The following is a 13,025-nucleotide window of genomic DNA, read 5'->3' as shown; positions in this document are numbered from 1 at the left end:
GTGGCACCGGTAAAACACATGAACACGGCCCCTTTGGCAATGGCCGTTGCCGGACCGGGGCCGGGCCGGATACCGTTGCGCCCAAGGGCCGCCGCCGGAACGGGCGGCCCCACAAAGACGCGCGACAGGCAGAAAGGGCATGGGGATGAGGGGCTTGATGGGGACGTGCGCCGCGGTGGCGGCGCTGCTGGCGTCCACGGCGATGATGGTGGGCGCGCGGGCGGCCGAGGCGCCGCACGACACCGTGGTCTATGCCGGGGCGCTGATCGACGGCGTCACCTTCACCCCCCGCCGCCAGGTCACCATCATGGTGCATGAGGGCAAGGTGGCGGCGGTGGAGGCAGGCTATGTCGCCCATCCCGGCGCAACGGTCATCGACCTGAAGGACCAGACGGTGCTGCCGGGCCTGATCGACTGTCACGTCCACATCTCGTCCAAGCTGCCCAGCCAGGCCAACGCGGTGGAGGACATGATGACCCACACCGCCGTGGACGCGGTGCTGGACGGCGCCATCTTCGCCCGTGCCATGCTGCTGCAGGGCTTCACCAGCGCGCGCGACGTGGGCGGCGGGGACGACACGGTGTCGCTGCGCAACGCTATCAACGAGGGCAAGGTGCCGGGCCCGCGCCTGTGGGTGTCGCTGGAACCGCTGGGGCCCACCGGCGGCCATGGCGACCCATCCAACGGCTTTGATTCCCGCCTGCACCATCCCGATTGGCAGAACGGCATCGTCGACACGCCGGACATGGCCCGCCTGCGGGTGCGGGAGCATCACAAGCGCGGCGCTGACGTCATCAAGATCATGCCGTCGGGCGGCATCGCCAGCACCGGCGACGACCCCCGCGCCCAGCTGATGACGAATGAGGAGATCAAGGCCGCCATCGACACGGCCCACGCGTTGGGCATGAAGGTGGCGGCCCACACCTACCCGGCCCAGGCCATCATCAACACGGTGAACGCCGGTGTCGATTCCATCGAGCACGGTTCCTTCGCGGATGCCGACGCGGTGAAGGCCATGAAGGCCCACGGCACCTACCTGGTGCCGACGCTGACCGTCTACGACGTGTTCATGAAGGCGGCACAGGAACATCCCGAGCTGCTGCCCCCCGGCACGGCGGAAAAGGAACTGGCGAACGACGCCATACCGAAACGCAACCTGCCCCTGGCCTACAAGGCGGGGGTGAAGATCGCCTACGGCACCGACATCGGCGAGGGCGACCACGCCCGCGAGTTCGCCCTGCTGGCCGAGGCGGGCGTGACCCCGGCCGACGCCCTGGCCTTCGCCACCCGCAACGCCGCCGACCTGATCGGTGCCACCGACCGCATCGGCACGGTGCAGCCGGGCCGCTTTGCCGACCTGATCGCCGTGGCCGGTGACCCGCTGAGCCATCTGGAGTTGATGGAACAGGTGCGGTTTGTCATGAAGGGGGGCGTGGTCTACAAGGCCGACGGCCACCCCGTCCTGCTGCCCTGAGCGCGGGCGGAACCAGACGGCGAAGGGAGGAACAAGCGTTGACGGGACCTCGGGAGGGTGACATCAGCCTGGTGGAGCGCTGGCGCACCCGCATCCCCTCCTGGCGCGTCTTCCTGGAACGGGTGCAAATCGACCGGCGGCTGGCCATTTATGACCTGCTGCCCATGATCTGGACGCCTCGGGCGCGTGATGTCGCCGCCGCCGTCGTCGCCTTCTTCCAGCCCAAGTCGCCATGGCCTCGGCCCACGAACCAGGCCCGGTCCTGGGCGCGCGACCTGGCCTGGCAGGGCCTGGTGCCCCTGCCGGCCCTGGATGGCGAAGTGGCGGCCGAGATCCGCGCCTATTTCCAGGGCGTGCGGTGCAGCGACCCTTTCCGGCCCCACCTGGGGGCCTTCCCCTGGGACCAGCCGGCCAGCGATGAGACCAACATGGGCTATTACGCGGTGCAGGACATCCTGGCCGCCCCCCATGTGCTGACGCTGCTGAACGATCCCACCATCCTGGACGTGGCGGAACTGTACCTGGGCTGCAAGCCGGTGCTGGACAACATCGGCTGCTGGTGGTCCTACGGCGACCGTCCGGCGGCCAAAGGCACCCAGCGCTATCACCGCGACTGGGACTCGCTGAAGGGCTTCAAGCTGTTCTTCTACCTGACCGACGTGGGGGAGGAGGACGGCCCCCATGTCTTCGTGCGCGGCAGCCACCGCGACCCCCGCCTGGCGGTGGGCAAGGCCCTGTCGGACGAGGTGGTGCACCGTGTCTTCGGTGCCGACAAGGTGGCGACGGTGACCGGGCCGGCCGGCACCCGCTTCCTGGCCGATACCTTCGGCTTTCACAAGGGGCAATTGCCCCGCGCCGGCCGCCGCCTGATCCTGACGGCCCAGTACAACGTCCACTCCTCCCCCCACACCCCACGGCAGCCCTGGCTGCCCCGCGACAGCCATTTCGACCCGGACGTGAACCGGCGGGTGATGAAGCGGCGCTAGAGTCGGTTGCGTAAAACCAGACGCAGCCGGCTCGCTGAGCATGTCTGCGAGCAGCTTCACGCCCAAAGGTGATTCCACCTTTGGGCGATCTGCTCTAGCGTTGCTGGAAGATGAAGGTGTTGCCGCTGGGATCGTCGATATAGACCTCGCGCGTGCCCCAGGTCTGGTCCAGTGGTCCCTCATGCACGGGCGAATTCGCTCTCGTCGGTGCCACCAGGCCACGCGCCGTGAAGGATGCGAACAGCCCGTCGACATCGTCGCACAGGACGATGATCGACGCGCGCCCGTATCGCCCGTCCGGGGTGAGGTTGATGTGCAATTCGTCCGTGCCCCTGTTGAGAAGGGCGTAGAATGGCGCTTCCGCCGGAAAGCTCCGGACCAGGTCGAAGTCGAGCACCTGGGTGAGGAACGTCAGCGCTTCCGCCATGTCCCGCACAATAAGCACAGGGATAAGCATGGGCCCATCTCCTCGCCTGATTTCACCTCAGGCGAGCCTCGCACGGACAGTGGATGCGCGGCAAGCGTGGGGCCCCCACCCACTTGGGCGGGGGAACCGTGTGCTAGGCGGGACGGGGAGACCGGACGGCGGGTGGGCTTACGCCCCGTGGCACTTCTTGTATTTCTTGCCGCTGCCGCAGGGGCAGGGGTCGTTGCGGCCGACCTTCTCCGCCGTGCGCGGGCGTGGGCCCATGGCGCCGTCGACATAGTACCAGCGGCCGTCGCGCTTCTCGAAGCGGCTGGTCTCGTGGTGCAGGTAGTCCTTGCCCTCGAAGTTGAAGCGGGCGACGAACTCCACCTTGCCGGCATCGTCCTCGGGGCCGCCGGCCTCGGTCCACCGCACTTCCAGGCCCTGCCACGTGCTGTCGCGGGCCCACTGCTCGGTCTCTTCGCGATTGAAGTCCTCCGCCGTCTCCGGCAGCAGGGTGCTCTGCAGGTAGTCGATGTTGTGCACGATGAAGGCGGAATAGCGCGAGCGCATCAGCGCCTCGGCCGTGGGCGGCAGGGCGGTGCCCGCGTGATAGGGGCCGCAGCAATCTTCATAGGCGCGGGCGCTGCCGCAATGGCACTGGCTCATCGTCGTGATGTCTCAAGGCTGAAAGAAGGGGTATCTGTGCTGCCAGATACCGCAAACCGCCGCCGGACACCAGTGCGCAGGCCGCGCCACCGCTTTTCCGCCGCCGCCCTGCCGTCACCACGGGCCGGAACCCGGCGCGCATGGGCGGCACGCCAGCTTTGCGGCGCCGGGGCCTTGCGGCGGCGGGGCCGAGCGCTCATTTGCTTGATGTAACAGGATGTGTGCCCGGGTCGCATGCCGGGGCCGACCACCGCCGATCCCAAGGCCGACCCCATCCTCGCCCGTCGCACGATCCCTTCAGGGAGTGCACGAACCATGTCCTTGCCTGACAAGACCGCGCTGACGACGGGGCCATCCACGGCCCCGAAACGCCGCTGGCCCTTCCTGGCGTTGAAAGGCCTGGCGGCGGGCGCGGCGCTTTTGGCCCTGTCGAGCTGCGTGGCCGACGGCTACTACGCCACGCCGGCCTATTCGGGCCCCTACGCCTATTCCACCTACCCTTACTATGACGGCTACGGCTACTACGGCGCCTATCCTTATTACGTCGGCATCGGCGGCTATTACCCGTATTACGGCTGGGGCCATGGTTATTGGCATGGCCACTATGGGGGCTGGTCCGGTGGTCACTGGGGCGGCCACTGGGGAGGCGGCCACTGGGGCGGTGGTCATTGGGGCGGACACGGCGGTGGGTTCGTCCATCACTGAACCCGTCCCCAGGCGGGAAGCATCGGCATGAGGCATTTGCGGGCTTGCCAGGCGCCCGGTCCAGCAGTGGGCCGGGCGTTTTGCTGCGCCCTCCGCGGCGGTTTTCCTGCGTCAGCGTGCCACGGCATGAACCCGATCATGCCCAGCAGCCGCCGTCTTGTTGTCGCATTTGGCTGCCAGATTTTTCCCATGCCGATAGCCCAACGGGACACGCCCGGGGGCGCGGCCCGATAGTCCGGAGATACATCATGTCTGATCGATCCCGTTCCATTCTGACCCGGCTGGTCCTGGCCGGGATGGTGTTGGCCGGACTGTCCGGCTGCGTGATTGAGGAACGTCCTTATCACCACCACTATTGGCATCACGATTACTACGACCACTATTAAGCCATCCGGGCGCCGACGTCGGGCGCCGGAGGCGATCGCGACAGGCCGGAGGCGCCCGGGGGACCGGGGCTTCCGGCCTTTATTTTGGGAAATGGCTATTTTGGGAAATGGCGGTGACGCCGCCGTCCATCGTCCGGCGCGGGGCTGATCCGCACAAAGGCCGGATTGGTTGGCGGCCCGGCTGTGGCCATCATTGTTGCACATGCTCAATGGCGTGATTGGGGGCGGGCGCACCGCTCAAGGAGTTTAAGGTGGCGGTGGAACAGGTGGCCTCGGGATCGGTGATCGCCGGCGGCGCGTCGATGGGGGTCTCCGCGGTAGCGGGGGCTGTGGATGCGGGCAGGCGCCGGGGCGCCGGGCTGCTGACCCAGCGTGGCGTGGGCTTTGTCGCCATGCTGGCCATGCTGATGTCCTTCGGCTCCATGTCGGTCGACATGTACCTGCCGGCCATGCCGCAGATCGCCCGGGACCTGGGGGTCACGCAGGCCGGGGTTGAATCGTCGCTGACCGCCTTCTTCCTGGCCTTCGGCCTGTGCCAGCTGTTCTGGGGGCCTATGGGCGACCGCTTCGGCCGCCGCGGGCCCATCCTGGTGGGGATCCTGCTGTACCTGGCGGGCAGCGCCGGCTGCGCCGCCGCGCAGAACATCACCACCCTCAGCCTGTGCCGCGCCATCCAGGCAGCGGGCGCCGGCGCCGCGCCGGTTCTGGCCCGCGCCATGGTGCGCGACGTGTTCGACCGCGACCGCGCCGCCAGCGTCTTCTCCATGATGATGCTGGTCATGGGCATCGCCCCCATGGCCGCCCCACTGCTGGGCGGCCAGGTGCTGGCCTACCTGGACTGGCGCGCCATCTTCTGGGTGCAGGCGGGCTTTGGCCTGGTGGCCATGGTGGGCCTGATCAGCCAGCATGAGACCCTGAACCCGGCCTTGCGCGCGCGGTCCAACGGGCTGGCCCAGCTGCGCAGCTATGGCCAGCTGATGATCAGCGGCCGTTTCCTGGGTTACGCCCTGACGTCCGCGATGATCTATGGCGGCATGTTCGCCTACATCGCCGGCACGCCCTTCGTGTACATCGACTATTTCCAGGTGCCCGCCCGCCTGTACGGCCTGCTGTTCGGCCTCAACATCGTCGGCATGATCATCGTCAACATGATCAACAGCCGACTGGTGTTGCGCCTGGGCACGGATCGCCTGCTGGCTTGGGGATCGGCCTGCATCGCCCTGTTCGGCATCGGTCTCGCCATCGCCGGCCACACCGGCGCGGGCGGCTTGTGGGGCATCGTCGCGGGCCTGTTCCTGTTCATGGCCTTCACCGGCCTGATCGGCGCCAACGCCACGGCGGGCGCCTTGGCCTCCTACCCCCACATGGCGGGCACGGCCTCGGCCCTCATGGGCTCAACCCAGTTCGTCACCGGCGCCGTGGTCGGCACCCTGGTGGGCTGGCTGGCTGACGGCACGCCCTGGCCCATGGCCGCCATCATCGGCGGCGTGGGTGTGCTGGGTTTCGTCTTCAACCGCCTGCTGATCCGCTGATTGCAACAGTGGCATGCGCCACTATTGTGCGCCCGCGTTAATCCATGTGCGCCGCGTCACTGAGACGCGACCGGGGTTTGCCTTAAACAACGGCACGATTGCACCGGATCGGGTGCGCGGGGCAGGGGCGGGGGGCCAACCCGATCGGCCTGGCGCACGCCGCTTCCCTCTGACACGCGTCCTGTCTGCCCAGCCCCTGCGCCGTTTTCGCGCGCGAGGGGCACGAAACCGTTTTGCCGGATCGAAGGTTTCCACGATGTCCACGTCGCGTACCCTTGCTTCCACCTCCTGGTTCCGCCGCCTCGCCACCCGCCGCCTGGCCGTCGCCTTCCTGCCGCTGATGCTGGCCGCCTGCGCGCTGGACGGGGAAACCCCCGCCGACCCGGCCAAGTCCCTGGTGATGCCGTCCCACTGGGATGCCACCTCCACCCAGGGCGGTGCGAAGGACGGCACCACCCAGACGGTGGCCGTCACCACCGATGCCGCCGCCTGGCCGACGACCGATTGGTGGTCGGGCTTCAACTCGCCGGAACTGACCCAGCTGCTGGCACAGGCCCGCGCCGACAATCCCGACCTGGGCGCCGCCGCCGCCCGCATCGCCCAGGCCGAGGCCCAGGCGGAAATCTCCGGCGCCTCGCTGTGGCCCAGCGTGCAGCTGGGGCTGAGCAGCACCCGCTCCGGCAGCCGCAACATCAAGGGCTCGGCCGCCGCCGGCCTGAACGGCGCCGTGCCGCTGAGCGACTATGCCGGCAACGTGCACCAGGCCTCGCTGTCCGCCAGCTATGAGATCGACTTCTGGGGCAAGAACCGCGCCACCCGCGACAGCGCCCAGTTCAGCCTGGACGCCAGCCGCTTCGACAGCGAGACGGTGGCCTTGTCGCTCAGCAGCAACGTGGCTGCGACCTACTTCCAGATCCTGGCGATCCGCGACCGCCTGGCGGTGGCGCGCGGCAACCTGGAAAACGCCGAGCATGTGCTGTCCCTGATCGATGCCCGCGTGCAGGCCGGCGCCGACAGCCAGTTGGACCTGGTGCAGCAGCGCTCCATCGTCGCCACCCAGCGCGCCGCCGTCCCGGCCCTGGAGCAGCAGGAACGCACCCAGCTGAACGCCCTGGCCATCCTGCTGGGCCGCGCGCCCGAGGGCTTCACTGTGCAGGCCAAGGGCTTGGCCGACGTGCAGCCGCCGGCGCTGGGCACCGGCGTGCCGGCCGAACTGCTGACCCGCCGCCCCGACATCCGTTTTGCCGAGGCGCAGCTGGCCGCCGCCGGTGCCGACATCAAGGTGGCGCGCACCCAGATGCTGCCGTCCGTCACCCTGAACGCCAGCACGGGCGTCGAGGCGGCGACCCTGGCCCACCTGGTGAACGCCCCCACCCTGCTGTTCAGCCTGGGCGGCGAGATCGCGCAGAGCCTGTTCTCCGGCGGCCGCCTGGAGGGCCAGGTGCACCAGGCCGAGGGCCGGCACCGGGAGCTGGCGGAGGATTACCGCAAGGCCGCGCTGTCCGCGCTGTCCGACGTGGAAAGCGCCGTCTACTCCATCGACCGCTACCAGGACCAGTACGGCCTGCAGAAGGACGCCGTGGCCCAGAGCCAGCGGGCCTTCGAACTGGCCGAGGATCGCTATCGCGGCGGCCTGACCGACCTGCAGACCCTGCTGGACACCCAGCGCACCCTGCTGTCCACCCAGGACACCCTGGCCCAGGTGAAGCTGTCGCGGGTGCAGGCCAGCGTCAGCCTGTTCAAGGCGCTGGGCGGCGGCTGGCAGGATGACGGCAGCAGCTTCCTGTCGCAGGCAAAGGCCGCGCGCTGATCCCAGCCCGCTTGATATGAAGGAAAACCCGCCCCGGCGCCGGCCAGGGCGGGTTTTCTATTACCTACGCCTGGCTTCCTTTCATGGCGGCGCCGACGTAGTCCCACAGGCCTTGATCGAAGGGCAGGCCCTGGCCTTGCGGGTCGCGGTCCAGCGCCTTCTGCCACAGGCCGGCGGTGCGCTGCGCCACCGCCCCGTCGCCCTGGGTGAAGGCGGTGACCAGGCCTTGCCAGCGCCGGGCGGCCTCTTGCGCGCGGGCGTCGCTGGCCGGCACGCCGGCTTGGCGCAAGGCCTGCATGTCGGCGATCAATTGCGTCCAGGCGCGGGCACCCTCGGCCGCCGCCGCCTCACCGCCCCGGGGCGTCATCAGGGTGGCGCGTTCCTCGGCCGTATAGTCCTCGGCCAGGACGGTGCGCAGGGTTTCAGGCATCGTGTTCATGTCCAATCTCCGGATCAAGGTGCACAGGTCATCGACGGAGATCGGGGTGGTGCCGGGGCGGGACATGTCCGTGCGGGCCAGGGCCTGTTCCACCAGATCCAGGCCGGCTTGCGCCGCCGCCAGCCGCCCGCGCCAGAAGGCGGCCTGCACCTCCAGCACGCGCCGCAGGGACGGGGTGTCGCCGGCCAGGACCCGGGCGATTTCGGTTAGCGACAGGCCCACGGACTTCAGCGCCTGGATGATGCCCAGGCGCTGGAACTCCCGCGGGCCGTACAGCCGCCAGCCCTTGTCAGTGCGTGGCGGGTCCAGCAGACCGCGCGCCTCATAGACCCGCAGCGCCCGGACGGTCAGCCCAGTGCGCGCGGCCGCTTCCGCCGCCGTCAGCACCGGCTCCGCCATCCGCTTCCTGGCCATGCCGTCCACCCTCGTCCGCACCGGCTTGTCCCCCATCATCGTCGATAAGGGACGGTGCGGGTATGACCCAGGGTCCGGCTCAAGAGGTTTTTTTCGTCCCATCAAGGGCGCGCAAGCGCCTGCCGGCGTTTGAGGAAAAACTTAAAGGTAATCCACGGTCAGCGGCGCATGGTCGCTGAAGCGCTGGTCCTTGTAGATGGTGGCCCGTTGGGCGGTGGCGGCGACGCCCGGGGTGGCGATCTGGTAGTCGATGCGCCATCCCACGTTCTTGGCCCAGGCCTGGCCCCGGTTGGACCACCACGTGTAGCCTTCCTCGCCCACCTCGGGGTACAGGCGGCGATAGACATCGACCCAACCCTGTTCGTCGAACAGGCGGGACAGCCAGGCGCGCTCCTCCGGCAGGAAGCCGGAGTTCTTCAGGTTTCCCTTCCAGTTCTTCAGGTCGATCTCCTTGTGGGCGATGTTCCAGTCGCCGCAGAGGATGACCTGGCGGCCGGCCTGGGCCAGGGCCGCCATATGGGGCAGGAAGCGGTCCATGAAGGCGAACTTGGCGGCTTGCCGATGCTCCCCGCTGGAACCTGAGGGCAGGTAGACCGAGACGACCGACAGGTCGCCGAACACCGCCTCGACATAGCGGCCCTCGGCGTCGATGTCGTCATGCCCCAGGCCCACGATCATCTGGTCGGGCGCCTTGCGGCTGTAGACGCCGACGCCGCTGTAGCCTTTCTTCTCCGCGTACTGGAAATAGCCGTGATAGGCGGCGCCGGCGGCGTCGCTGGGCGCCAACATCAGGGGCGTCATGTCCTCGGCCTGGGCCTTCAGCTCCTGCACGCACACGACGTCGGCGTCCTGGGCCGCCATCCATTCGAAGAAGCCCTTGGTGGTGGCGGAGCGGATGCCGTTCAGGTTGGCGGAGATGATGCGCATGCTGGGGCTTTCGTCAGGCAAAGAAAGAGGGGGCCGGTCAGGGCCCCCTCTCGGTAAACAAATCCGGCAGGTTCAGCAACAGCGGCCGACCTTGCCGCTGTAGCGCGCCTCCTGCCGTTCGCGGAAGAATTCCTCCCGCGACATGATCGGCTGGTCCGGATGGTTGAGGCGCCGGTGTTCGACATAGCTGTCGTAATCCGGCAATCCCACCATCAGGTTGGCCATGCGGGCCACCAGCTTGGCGAAGGGAAGGGCTTGCGCTTGCGCCGACATCAGTCGTCCCCGGCGGCGACGGCGGCCCCACCGATCCCGACCTCGTGCGCCGTGGCGCGCGGGTTGGCCAGGGCCTTGCGGATGTTCAGGATGCCGAACACCAGCATGGACACGACCACGGCCATGAACAGGCCGCACAGGGTGGCGTCGACATAATCATTGGTGATGACCCGGGCCATGGCCTCCGCCGTCTTGGCCGGGGCCAGCACCTTGCCGTCGGCCAGCGCGGTGGAGAACTTCTTGGCGTGCGCCAGGAAGCCCACGGCCGGGTTGTCATCGAACAGCTTCTGCCAGCCGGCGGTCAGCGTGCAGATGGCCAGCCACACCGTGGGCAGGATGGTGACCCAGGCGAACTTCTCCCGTTTCATCTTGAACAGGATGACGGTGCCCAGCATCAGGGCGATGGCCGCCAGCATCTGGTTGGAGATGCCGAACAGGGGCCACAGCGTGTTGATGCCGCCCAGCGGATCGACCACGCCCTGGTACAGGAAATAGCCCCAGCCGGCGACGGCGATGGCCGTGGCCAGCAGGTTGGCGCCCCAGCTCTGGGTCACGCGCAGGGCCGGCACCGCCGTGCCCAGCAGGTCCTGGATCATGAATCGGGCGACGCGGGTGCCGGCGTCGACCGTGGTCAGGATGAACAGGGCCTCGAACAGGATGGCGAAATGGTACCAGAAGGCGGTCATGGACTGGCCGCCCACCAGGCTGGACAGGATGGTCGACATGCCCACGGCCAGGGTGGGGGCGCCGCCCGCGCGGCTGAGGATGGTCGTCTCGCCCACGTTCTTGGCCACCTGGGCCAGTTCGTCCGGGGTGATGGCGAAGCCCCAGCTGCCCACCACCTGGGCCGCCTGGTCCACCGTGGTGCCGATGACGCCGGCCGGCGTGTTCATGGCGAAATAGACGCCGGGGTGCAGCACGCAGGCCGAGATCAGGGCCATGATGGCGACGAAGCTTTCGGCCAGCATGGCGCCGTAGCCGATCATGCGGGCCTGGGCCTCCGTCTCCAGCATCTTGGGCGTGGTGCCCGAGGAGATCAGGGCGTGGAAGCCCGAGACCGAACCGCAGGCGATGGTGATGAACAGGAAGGGGAACAACTGGCCGGAGAAGACCGGGCCGCTGCCGTCGACGAAGCGGCTGACCGCCGGCATGTGCAGCTCGGGCATGACGATCAGGATGCCGACCGCCAGCGCGATGATGGTGCCGATCTTGAGGAAGGTCGACAGGTAGTCGCGCGGTGCCAGCAGCAGCCACACCGGCAGGACCGAGGCGATGAAGCCGTAGGCGATCAGCATCAGGGCCAGCGTCTCACCCTTGAAGGTGAAGGCGGCGGCCCAGGCGGGATCCTCCGCCACCCACTGGCCGCCCATGATGCCCAGCAGCAGCAGGACCAGGCCGATGGCCGACATCTCGCCCACCCGGCCGGGACGGATGAAGCGACCGTAGATGCCCATCAGCACGGCGATGGGCATGGTGGCGAAGACGGTGAAGGTGCCCCAAGGGCTGCCGGCCAGGGCCTTGACCACGATCAGCGCCAGCACGGCCAGCAGGATGATCATGATGAGCAGCACGCCGAACAGGGCGATGACGCCCGGCACGGTGCCCATCTCGGACTTGATCATGTCGCCCAGCGAGCGGCCGTCGCGGCGGGTGGAGGCGAACAGGATGATGAAGTCCTGAACGGCGCCGGCGAACACCACGCCGACCAGGATCCACAACGTGCCGGGCAGGTAGCCCATCTGCGCCGCCAGCACGGGCCCAACCAGCGGGCCGGCGCCGGCGATGGCGGCGAAGTGGTGGCCGAACAGCACCCATTTGTCCGTGGGCACGTAATCCAGGCCGTCATTGTGGCGCATGGCCGGGGTCAGGCGCCCGCCGTCCAGCTTCAGGGCGGTGTTGGCGATGTACAGACTGTAGAAGCGATAGGCGATGGTGTAGGTGCACAAGGCCGCCACAACCACCCACAGCGCATTGACGGTTTCGCCGCGCGACAGCGCGACGACACCCAGCGATGCGGCGCCGACGAGCGCCACAATCAGCCAGACGAGCCGTCCGGCGGTTCCGTTCATTCCGTTTCCTCCCAAGAAATCCCGCACCCCAGTCCCGGCCGCAGGGGGTACCTCGAATTCTCTTCACCCTTGGGCCATCCGCCGGGTCTACGGCGACGGTCCAGGGCTGGCCTTGTCATTGCCGCGCCAGGGCTGATCGCCTTGATATTACAGGATCGTTTGCCGCTTGGACAGAGGGGCGCCCGTTCCCGCGAGGGCCGCCGCCAAGGGTGCGGTGTGCGGTGCGGTAAAGGAATTATTCATAGTTCGGTGCGATAACAGGGGTGCAACTTGGTTGCGTTTTCCTCCCTTCTGAAAACTCAGCCCCGGCGCCTTCTGGCAGCCGGGGTTTTTTATTGCCCGCACCGCAGTATCTTTTTGCTGCGACCGCAAAAACGGCGACGGCCCCGCCTGGGTGATCCAGGCGGGGCCGTTTTGGTCAGCCGAACCGGTGTGGTTGTAGACGATCAGCGGCCCTGGATGGTGATGGTCAGGGTGTCGGTGTAGCTGCCGGCGATGGCCTGGGCGTTGGCGGGGACGGTGACGGCGACGGTGGCGGTCTTGTTGAACTGGGCGGAAGAGCGGACGACGTTGACGCTGCTGCCGCTGGACTGGCCGTCGTAGATGGGGGTGTAGCTGACGGGCTGGGCGCCGGTGGCGGATGACTTGAGGTTGCCGCCGTTGGCGGAGGAGACGCTGATCTGGTAGCCGGCGCCGTCGTTGCAGGTTTCGACGACGCTGCCGACGGTGACGGCGTTGGAGCCGGCCAGGATGTTCAGCTGGGCGCCGGCATCGGTGACGCTGACGGTGCAGGTCTGGGCGACGGTGCTGTTCAGCTGGATGGTGCCGGAGGCGGCGGCCGTGGCGGCGAAGGCGGGGGCGGCAGCGGCGGCCAGGGAGACGGCGGCGATCAGGGCGGCGGCGGCGAAGCGGATCATGGCGAAGGTTCCTATCGG

Annotated in this window: 13 protein-coding genes; 6 read left to right on the top strand and 7 right to left on the bottom strand. The window is 68.2% G+C overall.

Annotation, left to right across the window (positions count from 1 at the left end):
- Positions 1–157: 157 nt before the first annotated feature.
- On the top strand, positions 158–1,474 hold the full coding sequence (locus FBZ88_RS15765) for a metal-dependent hydrolase family protein (RefSeq protein WP_145618189.1): 1,317 nt from the start codon (positions 158–160) through the stop codon (positions 1,472–1,474).
- A 38-nt stretch (positions 1,475–1,512) separates the two neighbouring features.
- Positions 1,513–2,460, top strand: a complete 948-nt coding sequence (locus FBZ88_RS15760) for a phytanoyl-CoA dioxygenase family protein (protein WP_145618188.1) — start codon at positions 1,513–1,515, stop codon at positions 2,458–2,460.
- Positions 2,461–2,554: 94 nt separating this feature from the next.
- Here the strand turns inward: FBZ88_RS15760 and FBZ88_RS15755 are convergent, their stop codons facing one another.
- Positions 2,555–2,917, bottom strand: a complete 363-nt coding sequence (locus FBZ88_RS15755; protein WP_145618187.1) for a VOC family protein — start codon at positions 2,915–2,917, stop codon at positions 2,555–2,557.
- A 138-nt stretch (positions 2,918–3,055) separates the two neighbouring features.
- Positions 3,056–3,535 carry a YchJ family protein gene (locus FBZ88_RS15750; RefSeq protein ID WP_145618186.1) on the bottom strand — a complete coding sequence of 160 codons (480 nt, stop codon included), beginning with the start codon at positions 3,533–3,535 and terminating at the stop codon, positions 3,056–3,058.
- A gap of 315 nt (positions 3,536–3,850) precedes the next feature.
- Here FBZ88_RS15750 and FBZ88_RS15745 point away from each other — a divergent pair, with 315 nt between their 5' ends.
- The 4 genes from FBZ88_RS15745 to FBZ88_RS15735 all read left to right on the top strand — a co-directional run bounded on the left by FBZ88_RS15745 (position 3,851) and on the right by FBZ88_RS15735 (position 7,968).
- Positions 3,851–4,240 carry a hypothetical protein gene (locus tag FBZ88_RS15745; RefSeq protein WP_211102681.1) on the top strand — a complete coding sequence of 130 codons (390 nt, stop codon included), beginning with the start codon at positions 3,851–3,853 and terminating at the stop codon, positions 4,238–4,240.
- A 248-nt stretch (positions 4,241–4,488) separates the two neighbouring features.
- The gene (locus FBZ88_RS30290) at positions 4,489–4,626 is read left to right on the top strand and encodes a hypothetical protein (protein ID WP_157999424.1); all 138 of its coding nucleotides are present in this window, start codon (positions 4,489–4,491) and stop codon (positions 4,624–4,626) included.
- A gap of 251 nt (positions 4,627–4,877) precedes the next feature.
- Positions 4,878–6,158, top strand: coding sequence for a Bcr/CflA family multidrug efflux MFS transporter (locus FBZ88_RS15740; protein WP_246138683.1), 1,281 nt, complete (start codon positions 4,878–4,880; stop codon positions 6,156–6,158).
- Between the two features lie 256 nt (positions 6,159–6,414).
- Complete coding sequence (locus tag FBZ88_RS15735) at positions 6,415–7,968, top strand: efflux transporter outer membrane subunit (RefSeq protein WP_186454546.1); 1,554 nt, start codon at positions 6,415–6,417, stop codon at positions 7,966–7,968.
- Positions 7,969–8,032: 64 nt separating this feature from the next.
- Here FBZ88_RS15735 and FBZ88_RS30555 read toward each other — a convergent pair whose 3' ends face one another.
- The 5 genes from FBZ88_RS30555 to FBZ88_RS15710 all read right to left on the bottom strand — a co-directional run.
- A complete protein-coding gene (locus FBZ88_RS30555; RefSeq protein WP_211102680.1) occupies positions 8,033–8,821 on the bottom strand; it encodes a MerR family transcriptional regulator in 789 nt (262 codons plus the stop codon).
- A 141-nt stretch (positions 8,822–8,962) separates the two neighbouring features.
- The gene (locus FBZ88_RS15725) at positions 8,963–9,748 is read right to left on the bottom strand and encodes an exodeoxyribonuclease III (RefSeq protein ID WP_145618184.1); all 786 of its coding nucleotides are present in this window, start codon (positions 9,746–9,748) and stop codon (positions 8,963–8,965) included.
- 72 nt (positions 9,749–9,820) lie between these two features.
- Positions 9,821–10,021: a YbdD/YjiX family protein gene (locus FBZ88_RS15720; protein ID WP_040845606.1), complete on the bottom strand. Its 201-nt coding sequence runs from the start codon at positions 10,019–10,021 to the stop codon at positions 9,821–9,823.
- A complete protein-coding gene (locus FBZ88_RS15715; protein ID WP_145618183.1) occupies positions 10,021–12,090 on the bottom strand; it encodes a carbon starvation CstA family protein in 2,070 nt (689 codons plus the stop codon). The genes FBZ88_RS15720 and FBZ88_RS15715 overlap by 1 nt, the downstream gene beginning before the upstream one ends.
- Positions 12,091–12,536: 446 nt before the next feature.
- Positions 12,537–13,025 (bottom strand): spore coat protein U domain-containing protein (locus tag FBZ88_RS15710; protein WP_342780181.1); only part of this gene is annotated, 489 nt, incomplete at its 5' end.

The organism is Nitrospirillum bahiense, assembly GCF_007828025.1.
GTDB lineage: Bacteria > Pseudomonadota > Alphaproteobacteria > Azospirillales > Azospirillaceae > Nitrospirillum > Nitrospirillum amazonense.
The sequence above is the reverse complement of the archived record's forward strand: the minus strand, read 5'-3'. Positions and strand labels throughout refer to the sequence as shown.